Source organism: Aurantimonas aggregata, from assembly GCF_010500835.1.
Classification (GTDB): domain Bacteria; phylum Pseudomonadota; class Alphaproteobacteria; order Rhizobiales; family Rhizobiaceae; genus Aurantimonas; species Aurantimonas aggregata.
This window is the reverse complement of sequence record NZ_JAAAMJ010000005.1, coordinates 73,657-97,093: the sequence shown is the minus strand read 5'-3', so window position 1 is coordinate 97,093 and position 23,437 is coordinate 73,657. Positions and strand designations below refer to the sequence as shown.

Here is a 23,437-nt window from a genome sequence, read left to right as displayed (position 1 = left end):
CTCGACCCACCAAGGATCGAGGCTTTGCCGACAGCGGTATCAGGGGAACAGCGGCAGCTGCTCGATGCCCAGCGTCTCTTCGAGGCCGAAGGCGACGTTGAAGTTCTGGATCGCCTGGCCGGCCGATCCCTTCACCAGATTGTCCAGCGCCGAGATCACGATGGCCCGGCCGGGAATGCGGTCCGGCACGACATTCATCGCGACATAGTTCGAGCCGCGCACCATCTGCGTCTGCGGCAGCACGCCTTCCTCGAGGACGGTGACGAACGGCTCGTCGGCATAGGCCTCGGCGAGCCGGTTGCGCAGGTCTGCCGCGCTCGCTCCGCCCTCGAGTCGGACATAGCTGGTGCAGAGCTCGCCCCGGCTCATCGGGATCAGATGCGGGGTGAAGTTGATCCGCGTGTCCGGGACACCGGCCGCGACGGCGATCTCCTGCTCGATCTCGGCCATGTGGCGATGCTTGCCGACCGCGTAGGGCGAGATGCCTTCGCCCGCCTCGCAGAACAGCGTGTTCTCCTTCAGGCTGCGGCCGGCGCCCGAGACGCCCGATTTCGCGTCGATGACGATGTCGGCCGTATCGATCAGCCCGGCCCGCGCCAGCGGCACGAGGGACAGCAGGACGGCGGTCGGATAGCAGCCGGGGCAGGCGATCAGCCGCGCGTCGGCGATGGCCTCACGGTAGATCTCGGTGAGGCCGTAGACGGCCTCGCCCTGGATATCCATGGCGCCGTGGTCGAGCCCGTACCATTCCTTGTAGACCGCGGCATCACGCAGCCGGAAGTCGGCCGACATGTCGATGATCCTGGTCTCGGGATAGGTCGCGAAGATCTCGCGCGTGATCGCTTGCGTGGTGCCGTGCGGCAGGCCGCAGAACACCGCGTCGACGGCGCTCCAGTCGGCCTCGTCGATGCGCACGAGATCTGGCAGGTCGATATGGGAGAAATGCCGGAACACCTCGCGCATTGGCTTGCCGGCATGGCTGTTCGCCGTCAGTACGCCGATCTCGATCGCCGGATGGCGGGCGGCGAGGCGCACCAGATCGGCGCCGGTATAGCCGCTCGCGCCCAGTACGCCGATCCGGATCTTGTCGGTCATCGTCCATTCCCATCATGCTGCTGCCGTGACGCCGACGATGGCCGGCGACGCCGCCCGCATGTACGCACTTTCGCCGTGACGTCCAGAGGGGTCGCCGGCAGGCAAAGCTGTTGATGCGGTCTTCAGGCGGCGAGAGCGGTCGCCAGCGCGTCGATGATGTAGTCCTGGGTCGGCTCGTCCAGATAGGCGTGCATCGGCAGGCTGATGACATCCTTTGCCAGCGCGTCCGAAACCGGAAGCGCGCCGCCGACCACCGGGAATCGCTTGTACGCTGTCTGCTGGTGCAGCGGCCGCGGATAATAGATCGCCGTCGGCACGCCGGCCTCGCGCAGCGACGCGGCCACCGCGGCCCGGTCGGCGCCGGATGGCAGCCGCACCGTGTACTGCGCCCAGGTCGAGGTCGCGTCGCGCAACAGCTTCTGCGGCGTCGCGATGTTCGACAGGCGCGCCGAGTAGCGCGCGGCGATGCGCGAGCGCGCCGCCAGCTCGTCCGGGAAGATCGCCAGCTTCTCGAGCAGGATCGCCGCCTGCAGCGTGTCCATGCGGGCGTTCATGCCGATGCGGATGTTGTCGTACTTGTCCTCGACGTTCTGGCCGTGGACGCGCAGCGAGGCCATGATGTCGAACAGTTCGGCGTCGTCGGTCTGCACCGCGCCGCCGTCGCCGTAGCAGCCGAGCGGCTTGGCCGGGAAGAAGCTGGTCGATACGACATGCGACCAGCGGCTCGACAGTTCGCCGTCGATCGTCCCGCCATAGCCCTGCGCCGCGTCGGAGATCAGCTTCAGCCCGTGCGCGTCGGCGATCTGGCGGATCGCCGGATAGTCCGCCGGCTGGCCGAACAGGTCGACCGCGATGATCGCGCGGGGCCGCAGCTTGCCGGCGGCTTCGACTTCGGCGATCGCCGCTTCGAGGCTGCCCGGGTCCATGTTGAACGTTTCGGGGTCGACATCGACGAAATACGGCGTCGCGCCGAGCCAGGCCACCACTTCCGCCGTCGCCGCGAAGGTGAAGCTCGGGCAGAACACCGCGTCACCGACCTTCACGTCCCACGCCATCAGCGGCAGCGCCAGCGCGTCTGTGCCTGACGCGCAGGAGAGCGTGTGGGCCATCTTGCCGAAGCCCGACAGAGCCGCTTCCAGCTCGCGGATCTCCGGGCCGAGGATGAAGGCGCCGTGGTCGAGCACGGCGGCCATCCGCCGGTCGACCTTGTCGCGGATCCGGTCACGCTGCGTCGCAAGGTCGATGAAGGGAATGTTCTGGGTCATGAAGCCTGTCCGGATGGCGAATCGCCGGGGCGTCCGGCTTTCGTCGCTGGTGAGCGAAAATTGCCCCCGGCGCCATTCAACAATCGTGTCAATGAATCACGATTCGCGCCGAGCCGTCTTGGACGCGTCCGGCTCCGCGGCGCTCCAGACTGTCTCAGGCGCTTTTCCGCTCGGCCAGCAGGCCGAGGACGTACATCGCAACCGTGGCGCCGGCGATGGCGGTGATGTCGGCGTGGTCGTAGGGCGGCGAGACCTCGACGACGTCGGCCCCGACCAGCGGCAGTGCGCCCAGCCGGCGCAAAACCGAGAGGATCTTGGCACTGGTCGGGCCGCCCGCGACAGGCGTGCCCGTGCCCGGCGCGAAGGCCGCGTCGAGGCAGTCGATGTCGAAGGAGAGATAGACGTCGCTGCCGGCGGTGCGGGCGAGAATCGCCTCGGCGATCGCGGCGGCCGACATGTCCTCCACCGCCTCGCCGTCGAGGATGGCGATGCCGCAATCCTCCGGCGCGTGGGTGCGGATGCCGATCTGGATGGATGTGGCGGGGTCGATCAGGTCGGCGTCGACGGCGGCCTTGACGAAGGAGCCGTGGTCGACGCGGGGACGACCATGCGAGCCGCTGGCGACCGGCCAGGTGTCCTGATGCGCATCGAACTGAACGAGCGACAGCCGGCCGTGCCTTGCGACATGCGCCTGCAGCAGCGGGAAGGTGATCGAGTGGTCGCCGCCCAGCGTCAGCAGGAAGCCGGTCTCGGCCAGGATGGCTTCCGCCTCCTGCCGCATGGTCTCGTGAGCTATTTCGGGAAGGCGATAGTCGAGCGCGCAGTCGCCGTAGTCGACGACGCTCATCGCCGCGAACAGGTCGCGGTCGAAGGGATACTGCGGGTCGTTGTCGAAGATCGCCGAGGCGCGCCGCAGCGCCTGCGGCCCGAAGCGGCAACCCGGCCGGTTGGAGACCGAGGCATCGAAGGGGATGCCCCAGACCGTGACATCGGCGCCGGCCGGCGATTTCGTCAGGCGGCGACGCATGAAGGAGAGGGCGCCCGCATAGGTCGGGTCCCCGGCGGCGCCGAGCGCGCTCTGGCTGGTAAAGGCGTGGTCGATGCTCTTGCGCGTCATCCCGGTGACCTCATTGTCGCGCGATCGGCGCCCATGCTGGACAGGCGATCGGCGGCAGGTTGACGAACGCGTCGGAGAGCCTGCCCGCTAGCTTCGGACAGGCTCTTCCGATTGGGCGACTCAGCGGCCGAGAGCGGCGGCCTTGAGCTTCTGGGCGATGTCGGTCTTCTCCCAGGAGAAGGTGCCGTCACGGCCTGCCTTGCGGCCGAAATGGCCATAGGCGGAGGTCTTGGCATAGATCGGCTTGTTGAGGTCGAGATGCTGGCGGATGCCGGTCGGCGACAGATCCATCACTTCGCGGATCGCCGTCTCGATCTGCTCCTCGCCGACCCCGTGGCCGGTACCGTGCAGGTCGACATAGATCGCCAGCGGCTGCGCCACGCCGATCGCGTAGGCGATCTGGATGGTGCAGCGGTCGGCGAGCTTGGCCGCCACGACGTTCTTGGCCAGGTAGCGCGCAGCATAGGCGGCCGAACGGTCGACCTTGGTCGTGTCCTTGCCCGAGAACGCGCCGCCGCCGTGTGGTGCCGCGCCCCCATAGGTGTCGACGATGATCTTGCGGCCGGTCAGGCCCGCGTCGCCATCAGGCCCGCCGATCACGAACTTGCCCGTCGGGTTGATGTACCAGGCGCAATCCTTGGCGACCGGCAGGTCGCGGAGGGCTTCCCGAATGTAGGGCTCGACGACTTCGCGCACCTTGGCGGAGTCCCAGCTTTCGTCGGTATGCTGCGTCGACAGGACGATCTGCGTCACCTCGACCGGCTTGCCGCCCTCATAGCGCACGGTGATCTGGCTCTTGGCGTCCGGCCCGAGCTTGGCCGCCTCGCCTTGACCCGACTTGCGCGCCTTGGCGAGGAGTTCGAGGATCTTGTGGGCGTAATAGATCGGCGCCGGCATCAGCTCCGGCGTCTCGCGGCAGGCGTAACCGAACATGATGCCCTGGTCGCCCGCGCCCTCGGCCTGCTGGTTGCTGCCCTTGGCGTCGACGTCTGCCGCGCGGTCCACGCCTTGGGCAATATCAGCCGACTGCGAGTGCAGCAGCACGTCGATCTTGGCGGTCTTCCAGTGGAACCCGTCCTGCTCGTAGCCGATGTCGCGGATCGCCCGCCGGGCGGCCGACTTGAACCGCGACGGGTTGATGACCTCGTTGCCGTGCTTGTCGATCTTCATCAGCGACTTCGGCAACCGGACTTCGCCGGCGATGACCACGCGATTCGTCGTCGCCAGCGTCTCGCAGGCGATGCGCACCGACCACGGATCGACGCCCGTCTTCTTCGCTTCGCGGTAGACCAGATCGACGATCTCGTCGGAAATCCGGTCGCAGACCTTGTCAGGATGGCCTTCCGACACGCTCTCGCTTGTGAATACGTAATCCAGTCGTGCCATCGGTGACCCCGTCCTCGTCAATGAGAAACATGCCGAAGCTTCTGCGCCGGCGCAGGTGCGACGGAACCTTTCGACATGACGTCGGGAAATGCGGCGCATCTGCGCGCCCCGACCGCGGGCGCTTTGCGGGAAACGCAGAGGGTCGTCAAGAGGAAGTCTGCAGTTTTCCTTGTCGCTGCCACTATCCCTGGGGATGGAGGCACTGACGTCGCGACGCCGCAAACCTTCAGTCTGCCCGAGCGCGGACCGGCACGTCATTTTTCTGCCGGTCTGGCAACGCACAATTCACCCGTATATACTGTAAAGCTGCATTTTCAGCTCGGTAGCGCCCTGAACGAATGACCATCAAGATGTCGAAAAACCTGTTGCGGATGGTGATGCTGCGCGGCGCAGCATGGGTGCACGATACGCTGATGGGTGTCATCGCCCTGCTCCTCTCGCTGGCGCTGCGGCTGGACAGGGACGTTTTCGTCCAGAACCTCCCGACCTATACGCTGGCGGCGCTGGTATTCGGCGTCGTGGTCGGCATCGTCGGGTTCGTCGTCGGCATGAATCGCGGCATCTGGCGCTACGCGTCGCTGCTGGACTTCGTGGCGATCGCCAAGACGGCCACCATCGCCACCTGCCTGTTCATCGTCTTTCACTTCATGCTGGTACGCTTGGAGTCGATCCCGCGTTCGGCGCCGATCATCGCCTGGGCCTTTCTGATCATCCTCCTCGCCGCGCCGCGGGCCGGGTACCGGAGCTATCGCAACCAGCGGGACCGCAAGCGCGACAACGACAGCACGACGCAGAGCGGCAAGCGCGTCCTCCTCGTCGGCGCCACGGATACGGCGGACGCCTTCATCAAGGCGACCGAAGAGGGGCACCAGTCCCGCTTCGAGGTCCTGGCGATCATCGACGAACGCGGCAGACGCTCCGGCCGCTTCATCCGCGGGGTCCCGATCGTCGGGACGCTCGACGCGATGGAAGAGGCCGTTGCGCGCTTCGAAGGGCAGGGGCGTCGGCCCGACGCCGTGGTCCTCACCCGATCGCGCAAGGAATTTTCGCGTTACGCCCATCTGGAAGATCTCGTCGAACTCGCCGGCAGGCTGAAGCTGGAGGTTCTCTGCCTGCCGGACATGTTCGACATGCAGGACCTCGACGCCGTCTCGAACGTGCGTCCGGTCAAGCTGGAAGACCTGCTGCAGCGCGAACCGCTCCACCTCGACGGCGCGCCGGTGGCGGCGATGATCAAGAACCGCACGATCATGATCACCGGTGCCGGCGGCTCGATCGGATCAGAGCTCGCCCGCCAGATCGCCGCGCTGGAGCCCAGCAATCTCGTCCTCGTCGATGCCAGCGAATACCTGATCTATTCGATCGAGCGCGAACTGCGCCAGCGCAACCCGCGGATCAGGCTCCACGCCGCCCTCTGCAACGTGCGCGAACGCGACAGCATCGCGCGGGTGATCAATGCCACGCAGCCATCGGTCGTGTTCCACGCCGCGGCGCTGAAGCACGTCCCGATCGTCGAGGCGCAGCCACTGGAAGGGCTGCATACCAACGCCATCGGCACGCGCAACGTCGCCGAGGCAGCGGCCGCGGCGAAGGTCGAGGCGATGATCCTCGTCTCCACCGACAAGGCGGTCCGTCCCTGGAACGTCATGGGCGGCAGCAAGCGCCTCGCCGAGATGTTCTGCCAGGCGATGGATCTCAACAGCGGCGAGGGCGACACGCGGTTCATCACCGTGCGCTTCGGCAACGTGCTCGGCTCGGCGGGATCGGTGATCCCACTGTTCGAGAAGCAGCTCAAGGAAGGCGGGCCGCTGACCGTCACCCATCCAGAGATCGAACGCTATTTCATGACGATCTCGGAGGCCTGCCTGCTGATCCTCCAGTCGGCGGCTCACAGCCTGAGCAACCGCGAACAGCGCGGCCGGATCTTCGTGCTCGACATGGGCTCGCCGGTGAAGATCGCCGACCTCGCCCGCAACGTCATCCGGCTCTCCGGCATGCGGCCCGACGCCGACATCAAGATTCTCTACACCGGCCTGCGCCCCGGCGAAAAACTCTACGAGGAACTGTTCGACCCGGACGAGCTGACCGACCGCACGGGAATCGCCAACATCCTGGCCGCATTCCCGCGGCCGATCGAATGGCGGCTGGTACAGCGGATATTCGAGCAGATGGAGGAGATGATCCGCGACAACGATCTGCCGGGGGCCATTCGCCTGCTGAAATCGACGGTGCAGGAATTCGTGCCGAGCCAGGAGATCCAGGCCATGGTCGAGCGCGAAAGGACCGCGCCCCCCTTGCTCGGCATAACCCGCGTGACGACAGACGCCGACGACTGACTTCGGCGATCCGTGGTCGGCTTGTCGGGACGATCTGACCGCCGACGTCACTGCCGTGCCCGTATTGAACGCCCGCCGGCCGCCGTTCCAGACTTTGTCGGCCCGTGCTATGGGCGAGCTCCCCGAACAGAACGACGAGTGGACCATGGTGCGACGCTGCCTATCGATCATCCTTGCGGCAGGCGAAGGCACGCGGATGAAGTCCTCGATGTCGAAGGTGCTGCACCCGGTCGCCGGCCTGGAAATGATCCGGCATGTCGCCCGCGCGGCCGCCGCGGCAGGCTCGAGCGACCTGGCCGTCGTCGTCGGCCGTGATGGCGAGGCGGTGGAAGCCGCGGTCCGGCAGGATGTCGGCACGGTGGCGACCTTTCCGCAGCACGAACGGCTGGGGACTGCCCACGCGGTTCTCGCTGCCCGCACCGCCATCGCGGATGGCGCCGACGATGTACTGGTGCTGTTCGCCGACACGCCGCTCATCCGGCCGGAAACGCTGGCGCGCGCCCGTGCGGTGCTCGCCGCAGGCGCCGCCGTTTGCGTCGTCGGCTTCCGTCCCGCCGATCCGACGGGCTACGGGCGCCTCGTCGAACAGGACGGGGAACTTGTGGCGATCCGCGAGGAGAAAGACGCCAGCGCCGAGGAGCGGGCGATCGGATTCTGCAACGCCGGGGTGATGGCGTTTGCAGGTGCGGACGCACTGGAAATGTTCGACTCGATCGGCAACGCCAACGCCAAGGGCGAATACTATCTGACCGACCTCGTGGAGATCGCGCGGCGCGCCGGGCGCAGCGTCAGGGCGATCGAGGCCGATGCGGACGAGGTGACGGGCGTCAACAACCGCGCCGAACTCGCGGCGGTCGAGGCGCTCTGGCAGGATCGTCGGCGCCGCGCAGCGATGCTGGATGGCGTCACGCTGCAGGATCCCGCCACCGTCTATTTTTCGCATGACACCGAGATTGCCGCCGACGTCACGATCGAGCCGAGCGTCGTCTTCGGTCCCGGTGTCCGTGTCGCCTCGGGAGCCACCATCCACGCCTTCTGCCACATCGAGCAGGCGTCGATCGGCGAGGGCGTCTCCGTCGGCCCGTTCGCGCGGCTTCGGCCGGGCACGCGCCTCGCCGCCGGCTCCAAGGTGGGCAATTTCTGCGAGGTGAAGAACGCCGATATCGGCGAGGGGGCGAAGATCAACCACCTCTCCTATGTTGGCGACGCGACGGTCGGTGACGCTGCCAATCTGGGCGCGGGAACGATCACCTGCAATTACGATGGCGCGATGAAGCACCTGACCGAGATCGGGGCAGGGGCGTTCATCGGCTCGAACTCGGCGCTGGTTGCGCCGGTGCGGATCGGCGGCGGCGCCTATGTCGGCACCGGCAGCGTGATCACCGACGACGTGCCGGACGACGCGCTGGCGATCGCGAGGCAGCGGCAGGTGAACAAGCCAGGCCGCGGCCGCGAGATCACCGAGCGCAACAAGGCGGCGAAGGCGGCCCGGGCAAAATCCGGCGGCGCGGTAATTTCCCGTCACCAATCGTGAATCCCCGCGGTGCGTGCGTTGCGGTAGAGACGGCAGGCCGCCGTGGCGGCCTTGCGCGACAAGACAGGGGCTCGTTCCACCATGTGCGGCATCATCGGCATCGTCAGTCACGAACCCGTCGCAGGACGTCTGGTCGACGCGCTCAAGCGCCTCGAATATCGCGGCTATGATTCCGCCGGCATCGCGACCCTCGAAGACGGGGTGCTGACGCGGCGCCGGGCCGAGGGCAAGCTGGTCAATCTGCAGCGCCGGCTGGAGGGCGATCCGCTGTCCGGCACGATCGGCATCGGCCATACCCGCTGGGCGACGCATGGCGCCGCGACCGAAGCCAACGCCCACCCGCACATGGCTGGCAAGCTTGCCATAGTCCACAACGGCATCATCGAGAACTACCGTGAACTGCGCGCCGAACTCGAGGCGGATGGCGCGGTCTTCGAAAGCCAGACCGACACCGAGACCGTGGCCCATCTCGTGAACCGGGAACTCAGGCGCGGACTGGCGCCGAAGGAGGCCGTGATGGCCGTGCTCGGGCGGTTGGAAGGCGCATTTTCGCTCGCCTTCCTGTTCGACGGCGAAGAGAACCTTCTGATCGGCGCACGGCGGGGCAGCCCGCTGGCGGTGGGCGAGGGCGAGGGCGAGATGTTCCTCGGCTCCGACGCCATTGCCCTGTCTCCGTTCACCGACATCGTCCGCTATCTCGAGGAAGGTGACATGGCGGTGCTCCGCCATGCGACGATCGAGATCTTCGACGAGCACGGCAATCCGGTCATCCGCCCGGTGCGGCGCTCCACTGGCAAGGCGTTCTACGTCGACAAGGGCAACCACCGCCACTTCATGCAGAAGGAGATCTACGAGCAGCCGGAGGTCCTCTCCCACACGCTCGGCGCCTTCGTCGATATGACCACCGGCCGCACCCGCATTCCGAACGGCCAGACGCTGGACTTCTCGAACGTCCGCCGCATCGCTTTGTCGGCCTGCGGCACCGGCTATTACGCCGCGCTGGTGGGGCGCTATTATTTAGAGCGCTATGCGCGCATCCCCTGCGATCTCGATGTCGCGTCGGAGTTCCGCTACCGCGAGAGCCCGCTCGGCGACGTCGACCTCGCGCTGTTCGTCTCGCAGTCGGGCGAGACCGCCGATACGCTGGCCTCGCTGCGCTATGCCAAGGGCGAGGGGCTGCGCATCGCTTCGGTCGTGAACGTGCAGGAATCGACCATCGCCCGCGAGAGCGACGTCGTGCTGCCGACGCTGGCGGGTCCCGAGATCGGCGTTGCCTCCACCAAGGCCTTCACCTGCCAGCTGATCAGCCTCGCCGCCCTGGCGATCCATGCCGGCGTCGCGCGCGGAGTGATCTCGCCGGAGCGCGAACTGGAACTGACGCGCTCGCTCGCCGAGGTGCCGCGGCTCGCCAACGAGGCGCTGGCGCTGGAGGACACCGTCGAGGCGCTGTCGCGCGAGATGGCGACCAAGCGTCATGCGCTGTTCCTCGGTCGCGGCTTCTCGTATCCGCTGGCCATGGAGGGTGCGCTGAAGCTCAAGGAGATCAGCTACATCCACGCCGAAGGCTATGCGGCGGGCGAACTCAAGCACGGGCCGATCGCGCTGATCGACGACACGATGCCGGTGGTGGTCATCGCACCTCACGACCGCAGCTTCGAGAAGACCATGTCGAACATGCAGGAGGTCGCGGCGCGCGGCGGGCGGATCATCCTGTTCACCGACGCCAAGGGCGCCGCCGGCTCCGGGAGCGACATGGCAAGCACCGTGGTCCTCCCGGACATGCCGGAGATCCTCACCCCGATCATCTACGCCATCCCGCTGCAGATGCTGGCCTATCATACGGCCGTGCAGATGGGCACGGATGTCGACCAGCCGCGCAACCTGGCCAAGTCCGTCACCGTCGAATAGCGGCGACGGGATTTCCACCGGGCGGATCCATTCCGCGAACCGGCCAACGCAAAAATCAGCTGCAACGAAAAAGGGCCGCCGGATCTCTCCGGCGGCCCTTTTTTCTGGATGAGAAACGCTGGTCGATCAGCGCTTCGAGAACTGGAACGAACGGCGAGCCTTCGCCCGGCCGTACTTCTTGCGCTCGACCGTACGCGAGTCGCGCGTCAGGAAGCCGCCCTTCTTGAGCACGGCGCGCAGGCCTGGCTCGTAGTAGGTCAGCGCCTTGGAGATGCCGTGACGGACCGCACCGGCCTGGCCGGAGAGACCGCCGCCGGCGACCGTCGCGATGATGTCGAACTGGCCGTCGCGATTGGCCGCGACGATCGGCTGACGCAGCACCATCTGGAGAACCGGACGGGCAAAATACGTGCCGAAGTCCCGCTCGTTGATGATGATCTTGCCGGTGCCCGGCTTGATCCAGACGCGTGCGACGGCGTCCTTGCGCTTGCCCGTCGCATAGGCGCGGCCGAACTGGTCGAGCTTCTGGACGTAGACCGGCGCTTCCGGCTGGGTGATCGTCTCGGCCGAGCCGAGTTCTTCAAGTGAGGAGAGCTGGGACATCAAACGGCCCTCGTGTTCTTGGAGTTCATCGCGCCGACATCCAGCGTGACCGGGTTCTGCGCCACGTGCGGATGTTCCGCGCCGGCATAGACCCTGAGGTTCTTCATCTGGCGACGGCCGAGCGGACCCCGCGGGATCATGCGCTCGATAGCCTTCTCGACGACGCGCTCGGGAAAGCGGCCCTCGAGGATATGGCGCGCCTTGCGCTCCTTGATGCCGCCGGCGTAGCCGGTGTGCCAGTAATAGGTCTTGTTTTCGTATTTCTTGCCGGTCAGCACGATCTTGTCGGCATTGACGATGATGATGTTGTCACCGTCGTCGACATGCGGCGTGTAGGTCGGCTTGTGCTTGCCACGGAGGCGAAGCGCAACGATGGAGGCGAGGCGACCGACGACGAGCCCTTCGGCGTCGATCAGAATCCACTTCTTCTCCACCGTCTCGGTCTTCTGCGAGAAGGTTTTCATGGGTTGCCTTTGGGTCGTTCGTGAGCATGAGGCAACCGCTGCGGCCGCCAAACGAAAAGCGCGGCTCACGGCCGCTCTCTCTGGGCGGGGACATACGGGCAGAACAGTCTGGTGTCAACGTCAAAGCGCGACGGCCGGCTGCCGGCAATCCTTTGTGGGGCAGGGGATTGATACCATAAGGTACCATTATACCTGGACCGTTTCTGCCTCGCTCGCCCGCGGTGGGATGGAATAGGTCGCGACGGCGTGGGCGACGGTTTCTCCTTCGTCTTCCGGGCTGATCGCCACCTCGACGACGGCCAGCCGCTTGCCGAGCTTCAGGATCCGGGCACGGCCGAAGAGCGCGCCGGGCTCTGGCTTGCGCAGGAAGTTGATCGACAGATTCGTGGTGACGGCGAGCGCCACCGGGCCGATATGCGCAAGGATCGCGACATAGGCGGCGACGTCGGCGAGCGCAAAGAGCGTCGGGCCGGAGACGGTGCCGCCCGGCCGCAGATGCTGCGAGCCTGTAAGGAGGCGAAGTACGGCAGTGCCGGGCGCGACGTCGACGACCGAATAGCCGCCGTCACTGCCGCCGAGTTGCGGAAAGTCCGTCTCGAGAAAGCGATTGATCGCCGCGACGGTCATGATCGGCTGCACGGGCAGGGGTCCTTCGGGCGGGCTGCGGGCGCGCAGCGTTGGCGGACAGGCTAGATTCGTCCTATCTAGCTGCCGACCGAAAGGCCACCCGGCCAGAAAACAGGTTGCGCATTCCATGGCAGACATTCTCGAACTCAACATGGCAGGCGAGGGGCCGGTCGTCGTCGTCCAGCGCGCCCCGAGCCTTACGCGCCTCGTCATTTCGACGCCGCCGGCCAATGCCCTGTCGCTGGCTGTGATGGACGCGTTGCTCGCTGGTCTTGCCGAAGCGGCTGCGGACAGGACCAACCGGGTCGTGGTCATTGCCGGGGAGGGCAAGGTGTTTTCCGCCGGCCACGACCTCAAGGAACTGACCGCGCATCGCAGCGACGCCGATGGCGGTCGGGCGTTCTTCACGACCACCATGCAGAAATGCGCCGAGCTGATGCAGGCGATCGTCCGCCACCCGAACCCGGTGATCGCCGAGGTAAACGGCCTCGCGACCGCCGCCGGCTGCCAGCTGGTGGCGTCCTGCGATCTCGCAATCGCGTCCGAGGAATCGCAGTTCTGCACACCGGGTGTCAATATCGGCCTGTTCTGCTCGACCCCGATGGTGGCGCTGTCGCGCAATCTCTCGCCCAAGCACGCGATGGAGATGCTCTTGACCGGCGAGACGATCGACGCCCGCAGCGCCCGCGATTTCGGCCTGGTAAACCGTGTGGTGCCGCCGGAATATCTCGGCACGGTGGTCGGCAAATACGCCACCACCATCGCCTCCAAGTCGTCGCTGACGGTGAAGACCGGCAAGGAAGCCTTCTATCGCCAGGCCGAGATGGGCCTCTCCGACGCCTACGCATACGCCGCCGGCGTGATGGTGGAAAACATGTTGGCGAAGGATGCGGAGGAGGGGATCGGCGCGTTCCTGGAGAAGCGCAAGCCGGAATGGACGCACGAATGAGTGCGGCTCCGCTGCGCTACGACGACGCCGTCATCCGCCGCATCCTGACGGAAATCCGCACCATCGCCATGGTCGGCGCCAGCGCCAAGGAGATCCGGCCTTCCTATTTCGTCCTGAAATACCTGCTGGCGAAGGGCTTCCGCGTCATCCCGGTCAATCCCGGCCTCGCCGGCCAGGAAATCCTCGGGCAGACGGTCTACGCCGATCTGGCGAGCATTCCCGAGCCGGTCGAAATGGTCGACATCTTTCGCGCCAGTGACGCAGTGCCGGGCATCGTTGACCAGGCGCTGGCGCTGGAGCCGAAGCCGAAGGTGATCTGGACGCAGCTGGGCGTGCGCCACGACGAGGCAGCCGCCAAAGCCGAAGCGGCGGGGTTGACGGTGATCATGGACCGCTGCCCGAAAATCGAGTTCGCCCGGCTCTCGGGAGAGATCGGCTGGAACGGCGTCAATTCACGGGTGATTTCGTCGAAGAAGCCGACGCGCGGGGCGGGCTATCAGAGCTTTGGGCTCACCCCTCGCAGATGATCGGCTATGCGGCGGCATCCGAGATCGTCAGGCTGGCTGACCGGCCGCTTCAGGGCCCTGCGATATGGTCATCCGGTTCCGGCCGTTGGATTTCGAGCGATAGAGCGCAAGATCTGCCCGGTGCAGGACGTCCTCGATATCCCGGTCGCCGGGTGACACCAAGGTTGCCCCGACGCTGACCGTCACGCCGACGGCGCCAGCCGGCGTCGTCACGGTGGCCATCTGCACGGCACTGCGCATGCGCTCCGCCCAGCTGGTGAGCGCGGCCTCGTCCACCTCGCGAAGCAGGACGACGAATTCCTCGCCGCCGAAGCGAGCGACTCGATCGGTCTGGCGGGCCGCCTCGGCGAGCACCCGGCCGATCGTACGGATCACCTCGTCGCCGACGGCATGGCCGTGGGTATCGTTGACGTGTTTGAAATTGTCGATGTCGATCATCAGGATCGCGAACTTGCTTTCGTAGCGTCGAAAGAAGGCGAGCACATCCTTGGCGTCGCCAAGAAAGCTGCGCCGGTTCAAAAGGCCCGTCATCGGGTCGGTGTCGGCGAGAAGCCGCAGCGTCCGCACGGTCTCCAGATGCTCGAGCGTCTTGACCGAGTAGGCCCGCTCCGACTGCTGCATCAGGTCGCGGGCCTCCGTCGCGTCGCTTTCGGCGGCGTCGACCCGACGCATGAGTGAGCGCAGCGAGTTGGACAACTGGAGAATGTCGGATGAGCCACGCTGGCGCCCGAAGGCGACAATCTCTTCCTCGCGGCCGAGCCGGTCGGCGTCGGCGGTAAGCCGGTTCAGCGGACGGGTTACGCGCCCGGCAATCAGGAAGGCCGCGCCGATGCCGGCAAGCGCGGCGAATGTGCCGATCAGGATGATGGCCAGGATGAAGCGGTTGGCGTCCGCGAGCACGACCGCCATCGGTCGCTTGGCGATGACGATCCAGCCGAGGCCCGGATAGCTCTCGTAGCCCTTGGTGGCGACGGCTGCGGCTAGATAGGTCGCGTCGCCTTCGCCGCCGATATAGGTCTGCTCGGCGAGTTGCAGCTGTTGTTGCGACAGGACCGGCTGGCCGAACGGCGCGCCGAGGATGGCGTTTCCATCCGACGCCGTCACCCACAGATCGGTCCTCAGCCGAGGCTCGAGGCTGCCGAGGAGGTAGCTTCGCACCGATTGTGCCCAGGACCAGCTGAGGTGAGCGCCGAGCACGCCCGTGACGTTCCCCGAGGCGTCGCGCACCGGGGCAGCGACATCGACGAAACGGAAGGGCTCGCCGTCTTCGGAGGGACCGAGTACGTCTGCCAGCAGCTTGGCTTCGTGCAGATCGAGGGCCGATGGCGCCTGCAAGGCGTCGATGAACCACGGCCGCTCGGCGACGGAGACGCCTTCGAGCGTGCCTCTGGTCGAGGCCTGGACGACGCCGTCGAGCGAGGCGTAGCCAATCCAGGCGTAGCGCGGCAGCGTTGTCTGCAACTGGTCGAGAAGGCGCCGGATGCCGTCCCGATCGCTGTCCCAGCTATCGTGCAGCGGATGCAGCGACGCGAAATTGCCGATCTCGCGGAAACGCTCGAACATCTCCTGGTCGAGGCGGTCGGCCATCGCCTGCGCGAGGTCCTGCATCTCGGCTTTGGCGCTTTCCATCGCGCGGTCGCGGATCAGAACCGCTGTAGCGAGCGTCATTGCCGCCACCACGAGGATCGAAAGCAGGGCGGTCAGCAAAGCCGACTGCTGCTTCATGCTCATCCGGTCGCGTAAGCGGTTCATGGCCGACAGGAATTCGTGCACGGCGCTGGTCTCTCCTCGCCTGGCGCGTCATCGCGGCGACAGCGGCTGTCTTCATCCGTCGCCGGCTATAGATCATGCGTCTGAACGAAGTGTTGGGTCACTTTTCCGGACGATCGCCTCGGGAAGATGAGGCGTGCTGCCGCGCGAAGAATCTCCGGGCACCGGAGCGCAGTCCGTCACGGTCGTCATTGCCGCGATATCGTCGCATATTCGATGGCGTGCAGGCTGACCACCTTGCACGCAGGAGGCGAAGGCGCCACGCCTTTCATAACTGCCGGCATTGCTGATGCGGGGAGTAATCCGGGAAACCGTGAGAGCGTGCGCTACTCCATCGGAACTTCGGTGTTGACGAAGTCCGGTGTCGGCGCCAGCCGCAGTGCGCGAGCCTGGTCCTCACCGATGCGGCGCCGGCGCGTGCGGGGCGCAAGGTCCTGCGGCTCGCCTGTTTCGATCGCCCGTTCGATGGCATCGAGGACGATCATGTCGAGAAGGCCTTCCTCGCCGTCGGGCTCCGGCTCGCGGTCGTTCAGGATGCAGTCCGAGAAATAGGCGGTCTCGCCGCCGAAATGATCGACCACCGGCGCCTTTCGCTCCTCCATCTCGCCATCCTTCGTAAGGCGGAAGTCGATCGAGGTGCCGTCTCCGAATCCGAAAGCTGGCGAGGCCTCGATGACGCCGTCACTGCCGACCACATGCAACCGGTCGATGTTCTCGGCCGAATAGCTCACCGTGAAGCTGGCGCTGCGCCCTTCTGGGAAGCCGAGGATCACGCTCACCGTGTCGTCGCAGCCGAGGTCGCGCTCGGGCACGCTCGAAGCGAACGCCATGACGCGGGTCGGCTCGGCCTCGAAGAAATTGCGGACGGCGTTGATCGGGTAGGTGCCCATGTCGGGCACGGGGCCGGCCCAGTAGCCGTTCAGGGCGCGGTGGTTCGAGGCCTTGACGCATTGGGAAAAGGTCGAGGTGAAGAAGCGCGGCGTGCCGATCTCGCCGGCGCGGATCGCCTCGACGATGGCGAGCGTCCCCGGTTCGCAGTGCAGGCGATAGGCCACCATCAGCTTCGCGTCCGACTCCTTGGCGGCGGCCGCTATGGCCTCGGCATCGGCGAGGCTGCCCGCCATCGGCTTTTCGAGGAGCACATGGATACCTGCCCGCAGCGCCGGCTCGGCAAACTCGCGGTGCCGAAAGTTCGGGGTCGCGATGTAGACGGCGTCCACCTCGCCGCTGGCCAGCAAGGCGGAATAATCCTCGTAGCCATAGCCCTTGATGCCGTAGCGTTGACCAAGGCCCTTGGCCTTTTCCGGGTCGCCGGTGACGACGGCCGCCAGCACCGAGTTGGCCGTCTGGCCGACGCCCGGCATGAACGCGCCCTGCGCAATCCATCCGGCGCCCACCACGGCGTAGCGGATCTTTCCCTCGGGGCTCGGCATCGCTGTTCCTATCATTTTCTTGTCAGTCGTCGGAGGAATGTTGCGGCGGCAGGTTCCGTTGCAAGACAGACGCATCGCGGCGCCGGGCAATCGCACCGCGCCATGCCTCGCGACGTCCTCTCCGGCGTGTTATTCCCTGTCCAAAGCAAACGCTGCCGCCCGGTCAGACGCCGCGGATCAGGCAGGAAGGGGAGAGAGACGCAATGTCAGGACCAGGTTTCGAAACGCTCGCCATCCATGCCGGTGCCCAGCCGGACCCCACCACCGGCGCGCGGGCGACGCCGATCTACCAGACGACGTCGTTCGTCTTCGACGATGTCGACCATGCGGCCTCGCTGTTCGGGCTCCAGCAGTTCGGCAACATCTACACCCGCATCATGAACCCGACCCAGGCTGTCCTGGAGGAACGCGTCGCCGCGCTCGAGGGCGGCACGGCCGCCGTCGCGGTGGCCTCCGGCCATGCGGCGCAGCTGATCATCTTCCAGAGCCTGATGCAGCCGGGCGACGAGTTCGTCGCCTCGCGGAAGCTCTATGGCGGCTCGATCAACCAGTTCGGCCACGCCTTCAAGTCGTTCGACTGGCGGGTGAAATGGGCCGATCCGGACGATATCGAAAGCTTCGAGGCGGCAATCACCGAGAAGACCCGGGCAATCTTCATCGAGTCGATCGCCAATCCCGGCGGCATCGTCGTCGACATTGCCGCGATCGCGGCCATTGCCCAGAAGCACGGCATTCCGCTGATCGTCGACAACACCATGGCGACGCCGTATCTCTGCCGGCCCATCGAGCATGGCGCCGACATCGTCGTCCATTCGCTGACCAAGTTCATGGGCGGCCACGGCAACTCGATGGGCGGCGCCATCGTCGACGCCGGCACGTTCGACTGGTCGGCGACAGACCGCTATCCGATGCTGTCGCAGCCGCGGCCGGAATATAACGGCATCGTCCTGCACGAGACCTTCGGCAATTTCGCCTTCGCCATCGCCTGCCGGGTTCTGGGCCTGCGCGACCTCGGCCCGGCGATCTCGCCCTTCAATGCCTTCATGATCCTGACCGGCATCGAGACGCTGCCGCTGCGGATGCAGCGCCATTGCGACAATGCCTTGGCGGTCGCCGAGCATCTCAAGGGCCACGAGAAGGTGAGCTGGGTGTCGTATTCCGGGCTCGCCGATCACCCCAACCACGCAATGATGCAGAAATATTCGCCGAAGGGGGCGGGGGCGGTCTTCACCTTCGGCCTGAAGGGCGGATTCGAGGCCGGCGTCACCTTCGTCGAGGCGCTGGAGCTGTTCTCGCACCTCGCCAATATCGGCGACACGCGTTCGCTGGTCATCCACCCGGCCTCGACGACCCACAAGCAGCTTGCGGACGAGCAGAAGATCGCCGCCGGCGCCGGGCCGGACGTGGTGCGCCTCTCGATCGGCATCGAGAATGTCGCCGACATCATCGCCGACCTCGACCAGGCGCTCGCCAAGGCCTGACGACGCTCCGGCTTTCATTAAGGGGCCGGCCGCTGCACGTGGCCGGCCCTTTGCATTGCGGCTTGCTTTCCCGACCGACCCACCCGATCTCCGGCCGGCCGCAATCGACGAGGAAACACCCATGACCGACCATTACGTCCGCTTCGACAAGGCACTGGTGCCGGTCGAGAACGGCGCGCCCGCCAAGGAGAAGATCCGCAGCGGACGACCGACCAACAAGACCTGGAACCTCGAGGACGACGGCAACGGCCTTTACGCCGGCATCTGGGAATCGGCGGTCGGCGAGTGGGAGATCGACTATACCGAGTGGGAGTTCTTCCACATCCTCGAAGGCGTCTCGGTGCTGACCGAGGAGGGCGGCGAGCCGGTCAAGCTCGTGGCGGGCGACAGCTTCGTCATACGTCCCGGCTTCAAGGGCCGCTGGACGGTCGTCGAGCCAACCAGAAAGAACTACGTTATCAAGGTTTAAGCAGCCTTCCCTGAATCTGGAATCGAAGCGCCAGCCGCTCCAGCCCGCGAAAGTGCCAGCTGTCGCGGTATTGCGGCGTGGCGGCGAGCGACAGGGTTGGCAGCCGCTTGAACAGCGCTTCGAGCGCGATCGCCAGTTCCAGCCGCGCCAGCGGCGCGCCGATGCAGAAATGGATGCCGCCGCCGAACGAGACGTGCGGCTTCGCCGCTCGTCCAGCCAGGAACTCTCCGGGGCGCTCGAACACCGCCGGATCGTGGTTGGCGGCACCGAGCAGCAGGGCGATCCGGTCGCCGCGCTGAAGCTGCCAGCCGTCCCGGAGCGTCACCGGCTCCTGCGCCACCCGCTCGAACAGATGCAGCGGCGTGTCGAAGCGCAGGCATTCCTCGACCGTGACGGCGGTTGAATCAGCGTTGGAGAAAAGCCCGGCAGCTTCCCGATGCGACTCGAGGATCGCCTTCACGGCATTGCCGATCTGATGCACCGTCGCCTCGTGGCCGGCGTTGAGCAGCAGCGCCAGCGTCGCGACCATCTCGGCCTCGTCGAGCCGGCCGCCATCGCTCTCCGCCGCGATCAGCGCCGAGACCAGATCCTCCGCCGGTCGCCGGCGCTTGTCGGCGATGACCGCCCGCAGATAGGCGGCGAAGTCGCGCGCAGCCGCATTGGCGCTGGCTTCCACCGCCGACGTTCGGCCGAGCTGGTACATCGCCACCATCCGGTGCGACCAGTCGACGAGCAGCGGCGCGTCGGCGGCCGGGACACCGATCAATTCGGCGATCACACGCACCGGCAACGGCGTCGCGAAGGCCTCGACCAGTTCCACCTCGCCGTCGGCTGCAAACCGATCGATGAGGCCGTTCGCGATCTCGCCGATCCGCGGCGCCAGGCGCTCGATCTGCCGCGAGACGAACGCGCGGGTGACGAGGCTTCGCAGGCGCGTGTGCGTCGGCGGCTCAAGGTCCAGCAGCGAGCGGGATTCGATGGCGTAGAAATCGGCGAGGTGCGGGGGCTTGTCGCTGTAGTCGGGCCGGCCATCCAGGCCGGCGGGCAGGATCCGGCCGAAGCGCCGGTCCCGCAGCAGGGCGCTGACCGTCCCGTGATCGGCGACGACGAGCGACCCGGTCTCGGCCCAGCGCGCGATGCCGCCCTGGCGGTGCAGTTCGCCATAGGCCGGATAGGGGTCCTGGTAGAACTCCGGATCGCGCGGGTCGAGCCGGAGCACGCCGTCCGCCACGCCGAAACTGTCCGGCAGTGGCGGCATCAGCCCGGGCCCATCGCGTAGCACACGTCCTGGGCCGGTTGTTCAGGCATCGCCGAGGGACGTCAGCGCGATCTCCAGCGCGCGGGCGCCGTCGGCGCCGCTGACGGCGACCGGGGCGGTGCCGAGGATCGCCGCCCGGAATGCCTGCAATTCCGCCTTGAGTGGCTCGTGGAAGCCGATGCCGATGCTACGGTGGAGATAGCCGCCATCCGGCTGGTAGCGCGAGAATTCCGACACGGTCCGCAGCAGCATGTCGCAGCTGATGAAGCGGCCGCGGGTGGAAACGTCGATCCGCCGCTGCTTGAACGGCGTCAGCCAGTTGGTGTTGATGCTGGCCAGCGCTCCGCTCGCCATCCGGAACTGCATGAAGGCGATGTCCTCGTGCTCGCCGATCGTGCGGGAGACGAGGGTCTGGTGGTCGACGATCTCGGAGCGGGTCAGCCAGCGGATCAGGTCGATGTCGTGGACGCCGAGGTCGATGACGATGCCGACATCGCCGATGCGCGGTGGAAACGGCCCGACGCGGGTCACGGCGACGGACAGGATCTCCTCGTCGCCGATCGCCTGGCGCAGGCCCTCGATGGCCGGATTGAAGCGTTCCACGTGACCGACCATCAGCCGGCGGTCGTGCGCTTCGGCCAGGGCGATCAGCGCGTGGGCCTCCTCGACGGTCCGCGCGATGGGCTTTTCCATCATGACGTGGATGCCGGCCCGGATCAGTTGCGCACCTACGTCGTGATGCAGCGATGTCGGGAGCGCGACGACGGCGGCATCGATGCCGAGCGCGATGAGCTCCTCGACCGTGGCGCAGGCGGCCGCGCCACTCGCCTTGGCCGCGGCTTCCCGAACATCGACGCTGTGGTCGACGATGCCGACGAGTTCGAAGCCCTTCGTGTCGGCCAGCACCCGGACGTGGTTCCTGCCCATCACGCCGCAGCCGATGACGCCGATTCTCACCGTATCTTCCAATATGTCTTCCCTCGAACCGTTCGCGTTCGTGCGCCGGCCGGCCGGCGTCGTCGCCCGACCCTCACGCGGGAAGGGCAGGTTCAGGCCGGGTTCTAGAAGTCGGGGGCGTCTTCGGCAATGGGTAGGCTGGTCGACGGCAGGCGCCGATCACTCCCTGGCTGCGCGGCGGATCGCGTCGGCGGCCTTCGCTCAGCAGGACCCGCGCAGGTGCACCTGCCGCCATCCAGCGCGCTCTTCGCGCACCTTCACGGTGCGATGCCGCGTCTCGTACTGCGCCGGAATTTCCCGCGCGATCGTCTGCTCCGGCTCGATCACCACCTGCTCGCGAACCGTCTCGTAGCGGGCGGGGATAACGTGCTGGCGATAGCGCTCTGGTGCCAGCATCACCTGCACATGTTCGACACCGTATTCCGCCGGGATGACCTCGTCCCAGCTCTCGCCAGGCTCGACGACCGTGCGCTCGCGCGTGCCGTACCGGGCCGGCAGGACGATCCGGCAATAGACCCGCTTGCCCTTGATGACGCGCCATTCCCACGTCTCGCGCGCGGGCTCGATCATCACCGTCTCGACGACGGTGCGGTAGACCGGCGGGGCGGAGCGCCGGATGACCTGCTGCGGCTGCAGCAGTACCTGCCTTGCGACGGTGGTGTATTCCGCCGGGATTCGTTCGCTGGTGACCTGCTCCGGCTCCACGAGAACCTCCCGGGTGGCGTAGCCGTATCGCGCGGGCACGACATCGTAGACCACACCGCCGGGCCGGACGAGCACGTCTTCCGCAACGGTTGAATAGAGCGCCGGAGATCGCACAGGCTCGTAGCAGGCCGTGGGCCGCCCGCCAGCCAAGCTCGGTGTGATCGAAAGGACGACAGCGGTCGCGGCAAGCGCGACGGAAATCTTCAAGGCCCTGGTCTCCTGTCAAACCGACTGTTTCGATATAACTGTGGAGACTGGCAATTCAGCAAGAAGAATGGGGATCAGCAATTAGCAATGTTTGATTTCCGGTTAACGGGAAAAATTTTAACGAATCTTCGGATGTCCGCGAACTAACGAATTTCAAGCTTCCGAACCCGGGCGGACATGAAAAAGGCCCGCCGGGAAGCGGGCCTCGTTATTCTTCGTCAGGATGCTTCCTTTCGGGAAGCCAAAGGCTGGATCAGCGCTCGATCTCGATGAGGATCTCGTTGCGCTTCATGAAGCCGGGCGTCCAGGGCGGGTTGTAGAAGGCGTATTGGGGGTCGCCCTTCTGCTTCAGATTGTTGTCGGCAAGGTAGTTGTAGAGGTTCATCAGCTGCTTGCTGGCAAGCGTCGCGCTAAAGTTGCCGGAGAAGCGGATTGCGGCCATGCGCCGGGCGGGCATGTCCTTCAGCGTGACGTCGCTGTCGGCCGGCTTGGGCAGGCTTGCCAGGGTATGCTTCTTCGGCATGACGAAGCGCACTGCCCAGCCCTTGGTCCGGCCATCGCCCTCGGCCAGCTGCTGCAGCACCGGCGTCGTCATCTTGATCTTCTTGCCCTCGCGGTTGCGGGCGAAGATGTAGTCGGCCAGCGTCTCGAAGCCGGCCCGCCGGGCCTTCTCGTGGTAACCGCTCTTGATCGTCTCGGCGACGACCATGGCGTCATAGTCGCGGATCTCGATCGTGCCGTCCTCGCGCACGACGTCGTAGTCGGGCTCCTCGGCGTGGTCCTGAACCTTCTTGGTCACGTAATACGCGGTGCCGACAACCGCGACCGCACCACCGACGACGAGGAGAGCCGTCAGCTCCGGACGGTTGCGCAGGTAATCGAGGCCGCGCTCGGTTTCCATGCCGCGGCGAAAGCTGGCAAAGCGGGGCAGGCGGATGTCCGGCAGATGCCGGCGCGCATCAGCGAAATATCCCCGGGCATCGTCGACGCCTTCACCCGCAGAGTCGCGGAGCGACAGCATGTGGCGGCGCGCATCGTTGGTGGAGGGCATGCTCCACGCCGTCATGAAATCCGGCAGGTAGCGGGCAACGCCGGTGGGCTCGTGATGGAAGGGCATGTTGCGCGAGATGGAGCGGCGGATTCGCTCGGCGCGGCTCGGCGCAGGATTGAACCGCTCGACGGCCTGCTCCTCGAGCTCCGCGAGGCGGTCGCCGATGCCGCTTAGGGTGTCGGCAAGACGGTCGTAGGTGCTGGGCTTGTCGCGAAACATCGTGGGACTCCTGAAGTCATTCCGTTTGGTCGCAGGCAAAACCGCGTCCTCGCGGTGGGACAGTGCGGCGCGCTTC

Annotated in this window: 20 protein-coding genes; 7 read left to right on the top strand and 13 right to left on the bottom strand. The window is 66.3% G+C overall.

From position 1 onward, the window contains the following. Positions 1-39 precede the first annotated feature (39 nt). The 4 genes from argC to metK all read right to left on the bottom strand — a co-directional run bounded on the left by argC (position 40) and on the right by metK (position 4,863). A complete protein-coding gene (argC, locus tag GTW51_RS09385; protein WP_163043658.1) occupies positions 40-1,095 on the bottom strand; it encodes an N-acetyl-gamma-glutamyl-phosphate reductase in 1,056 nt (351 codons plus the stop codon). Positions 1,096-1,217: 122 nt separating this feature from the next. Then, positions 1,218-2,360, bottom strand: coding sequence for a DegT/DnrJ/EryC1/StrS family aminotransferase (locus GTW51_RS09380; RefSeq protein ID WP_163043657.1), 1,143 nt, complete (start codon positions 2,358-2,360; stop codon positions 1,218-1,220). 154 nt (positions 2,361-2,514) lie between these two features. Next, positions 2,515-3,477: an agmatinase gene (gene speB / locus GTW51_RS09375; RefSeq protein ID WP_163043656.1), complete on the bottom strand. Its 963-nt coding sequence runs from the start codon at positions 3,475-3,477 to the stop codon at positions 2,515-2,517. Positions 3,478-3,597: 120 nt separating this feature from the next. Next, the gene (gene metK, locus GTW51_RS09370; protein ID WP_163043655.1) at positions 3,598-4,863 is read right to left on the bottom strand and encodes a methionine adenosyltransferase; all 1,266 of its coding nucleotides are present in this window, start codon (positions 4,861-4,863) and stop codon (positions 3,598-3,600) included. Between the two features lie 338 nt (positions 4,864-5,201). Between metK and GTW51_RS09365 the strand changes: the two genes are divergently transcribed. The 3 genes from GTW51_RS09365 to glmS all read left to right on the top strand — a co-directional run bounded on the left by GTW51_RS09365 (position 5,202) and on the right by glmS (position 10,641). Further along, positions 5,202-7,199, top strand: a complete 1,998-nt coding sequence (locus GTW51_RS09365; RefSeq protein WP_203565993.1) for a polysaccharide biosynthesis protein — start codon at positions 5,202-5,204, stop codon at positions 7,197-7,199. A 145-nt stretch (positions 7,200-7,344) separates the two neighbouring features. Next, the gene (gene glmU / locus GTW51_RS09360; RefSeq protein WP_163043781.1) at positions 7,345-8,733 is read left to right on the top strand and encodes a bifunctional UDP-N-acetylglucosamine diphosphorylase/glucosamine-1-phosphate N-acetyltransferase GlmU; all 1,389 of its coding nucleotides are present in this window, start codon (positions 7,345-7,347) and stop codon (positions 8,731-8,733) included. Between the two features lie 81 nt (positions 8,734-8,814). Next, complete coding sequence (gene glmS / locus GTW51_RS09355; protein ID WP_163043653.1) at positions 8,815-10,641, top strand: glutamine--fructose-6-phosphate transaminase (isomerizing); 1,827 nt, start codon at positions 8,815-8,817, stop codon at positions 10,639-10,641. Between the two features lie 126 nt (positions 10,642-10,767). Here the strand turns inward: glmS and rpsI are convergent, their stop codons facing one another. The 3 genes from rpsI to GTW51_RS09340 all read right to left on the bottom strand — a co-directional run bounded on the left by rpsI (position 10,768) and on the right by GTW51_RS09340 (position 12,335). Further along, positions 10,768-11,244, bottom strand: coding sequence for a 30S ribosomal protein S9 (gene rpsI, locus GTW51_RS09350; protein ID WP_163043652.1), 477 nt, complete (start codon positions 11,242-11,244; stop codon positions 10,768-10,770). Further along, complete coding sequence (gene rplM / locus GTW51_RS09345) at positions 11,244-11,708, bottom strand: 50S ribosomal protein L13 (protein ID WP_163043651.1); 465 nt, start codon at positions 11,706-11,708, stop codon at positions 11,244-11,246. Before rplM ends, rpsI begins: the two co-directional genes overlap by 1 nt. A 186-nt stretch (positions 11,709-11,894) precedes the next feature. Continuing rightward, complete coding sequence (locus tag GTW51_RS09340) at positions 11,895-12,335, bottom strand: PaaI family thioesterase (RefSeq protein ID WP_246232907.1); 441 nt, start codon at positions 12,333-12,335, stop codon at positions 11,895-11,897. Positions 12,336-12,462: 127 nt separating this feature from the next. On the opposite strand from GTW51_RS09340, the gene GTW51_RS09335 reads away from it, so the two are divergent. Then, complete coding sequence (locus tag GTW51_RS09335; protein WP_163043650.1) at positions 12,463-13,284, top strand: enoyl-CoA hydratase; 822 nt, start codon at positions 12,463-12,465, stop codon at positions 13,282-13,284. Then, positions 13,281-13,811: a CoA-binding protein gene (locus tag GTW51_RS09330; RefSeq protein ID WP_163043649.1), complete on the top strand. Its 531-nt coding sequence runs from the start codon at positions 13,281-13,283 to the stop codon at positions 13,809-13,811. Before GTW51_RS09335 ends, GTW51_RS09330 begins: the two co-directional genes overlap by 4 nt. Positions 13,812-13,838: 27 nt before the next feature. On the opposite strand, the gene GTW51_RS09325 is transcribed toward GTW51_RS09330, so the two are convergent. Together GTW51_RS09325 and GTW51_RS09320 are read right to left on the bottom strand one after the other, a co-directional pair. Next, positions 13,839-15,563 carry a sensor domain-containing diguanylate cyclase gene (locus GTW51_RS09325; protein WP_163043648.1) on the bottom strand — a complete coding sequence of 575 codons (1,725 nt, stop codon included), beginning with the start codon at positions 15,561-15,563 and terminating at the stop codon, positions 13,839-13,841. Positions 15,564-15,907: 344 nt separating this feature from the next. Beyond that, entirely contained in the window at positions 15,908-17,014 is a 1,107-nt protein-coding gene (locus GTW51_RS09320) for a Gfo/Idh/MocA family protein (RefSeq protein ID WP_163043647.1), read from the bottom strand. A gap of 203 nt (positions 17,015-17,217) precedes the next feature. Between GTW51_RS09320 and GTW51_RS09315 the strand changes: the two genes are divergently transcribed. Then, positions 17,218-18,495, top strand: coding sequence for an O-acetylhomoserine aminocarboxypropyltransferase (locus GTW51_RS09315; RefSeq protein WP_163043646.1), 1,278 nt, complete (start codon positions 17,218-17,220; stop codon positions 18,493-18,495). 121 nt (positions 18,496-18,616) lie between these two features. Continuing rightward, entirely contained in the window at positions 18,617-18,964 is a 348-nt protein-coding gene (locus tag GTW51_RS09310; RefSeq protein ID WP_163043645.1) for a cupin domain-containing protein, read from the top strand. Here GTW51_RS09310 and GTW51_RS09305 read toward each other — a convergent pair. The 4 genes from GTW51_RS09305 to GTW51_RS09290 all read right to left on the bottom strand — a co-directional run bounded on the left by GTW51_RS09305 (position 18,954) and on the right by GTW51_RS09290 (position 23,361). Continuing rightward, a complete protein-coding gene (locus GTW51_RS09305) occupies positions 18,954-20,222 on the bottom strand; it encodes a cytochrome P450 (protein WP_163043779.1) in 1,269 nt (422 codons plus the stop codon). The two genes, GTW51_RS09310 and GTW51_RS09305, sit on opposite strands and share 11 nt — an antisense overlap. 42 nt (positions 20,223-20,264) lie before the next feature. Further along, positions 20,265-21,179, bottom strand: a complete 915-nt coding sequence (locus tag GTW51_RS09300) for a Gfo/Idh/MocA family oxidoreductase (protein ID WP_343033980.1) — start codon at positions 21,177-21,179, stop codon at positions 20,265-20,267. 201 nt (positions 21,180-21,380) lie between these two features. Further along, complete coding sequence (locus tag GTW51_RS09295) at positions 21,381-22,091, bottom strand: hypothetical protein (protein ID WP_163043644.1); 711 nt, start codon at positions 22,089-22,091, stop codon at positions 21,381-21,383. A gap of 253 nt (positions 22,092-22,344) precedes the next feature. Then, positions 22,345-23,361, bottom strand: coding sequence for an SOUL family heme-binding protein (locus tag GTW51_RS09290; protein WP_163043643.1), 1,017 nt, complete (start codon positions 23,359-23,361; stop codon positions 22,345-22,347). Positions 23,362-23,437 lie beyond the last annotated feature (76 nt).

Bases quoted from the DNA above. Each gene is read 5' to 3' on its own strand.
- argC (WP_163043658.1), bottom strand. From the start codon at position 1,095: ATGACCGACAAGATCCGGATCGGCGTACTGGGCGCGAGCGGCTATACC.
- GTW51_RS09380 (WP_163043657.1), bottom strand. From the start codon at position 2,360: ATGACCCAGAACATTCCCTTCATCGACCTTGCGACGCAGCGTGACCGG.
- speB (WP_163043656.1), bottom strand. From the start codon at position 3,477: ATGACGCGCAAGAGCATCGACCACGCCTTTACCAGCCAGAGCGCGCTC.
- metK (WP_163043655.1), bottom strand. From the start codon at position 4,863: ATGGCACGACTGGATTACGTATTCACAAGCGAGAGCGTGTCGGAAGGC.
- GTW51_RS09365 (WP_203565993.1), top strand. From the start codon at position 5,202: ATGACCATCAAGATGTCGAAAAACCTGTTGCGGATGGTGATGCTGCGC.
- glmU (WP_163043781.1), top strand. From the start codon at position 7,345: ATGGTGCGACGCTGCCTATCGATCATCCTTGCGGCAGGCGAAGGCACG.
- glmS (WP_163043653.1), top strand. From the start codon at position 8,815: ATGTGCGGCATCATCGGCATCGTCAGTCACGAACCCGTCGCAGGACGT.
- rpsI (WP_163043652.1), bottom strand. From the start codon at position 11,244: ATGTCCCAGCTCTCCTCACTTGAAGAACTCGGCTCGGCCGAGACGATC.
- rplM (WP_163043651.1), bottom strand. From the start codon at position 11,708: ATGAAAACCTTCTCGCAGAAGACCGAGACGGTGGAGAAGAAGTGGATT.
- GTW51_RS09340 (WP_246232907.1), bottom strand. From the start codon at position 12,335: ATGACCGTCGCGGCGATCAATCGCTTTCTCGAGACGGACTTTCCGCAA.
- GTW51_RS09335 (WP_163043650.1), top strand. From the start codon at position 12,463: ATGGCAGACATTCTCGAACTCAACATGGCAGGCGAGGGGCCGGTCGTC.
- GTW51_RS09330 (WP_163043649.1), top strand. From the start codon at position 13,281: ATGAGTGCGGCTCCGCTGCGCTACGACGACGCCGTCATCCGCCGCATC.
- GTW51_RS09325 (WP_163043648.1), bottom strand. From the start codon at position 15,563: ATGAACCGCTTACGCGACCGGATGAGCATGAAGCAGCAGTCGGCTTTG.
- GTW51_RS09320 (WP_163043647.1), bottom strand. From the start codon at position 17,014: ATGCCGAGCCCCGAGGGAAAGATCCGCTACGCCGTGGTGGGCGCCGGA.
- GTW51_RS09315 (WP_163043646.1), top strand. From the start codon at position 17,218: ATGTCAGGACCAGGTTTCGAAACGCTCGCCATCCATGCCGGTGCCCAG.
- GTW51_RS09310 (WP_163043645.1), top strand. From the start codon at position 18,617: ATGACCGACCATTACGTCCGCTTCGACAAGGCACTGGTGCCGGTCGAG.
- GTW51_RS09305 (WP_163043779.1), bottom strand. From the start codon at position 20,222: ATGCCGCCACTGCCGGACAGTTTCGGCGTGGCGGACGGCGTGCTCCGG.
- GTW51_RS09290 (WP_163043643.1), bottom strand. From the start codon at position 23,361: ATGTTTCGCGACAAGCCCAGCACCTACGACCGTCTTGCCGACACCCTA.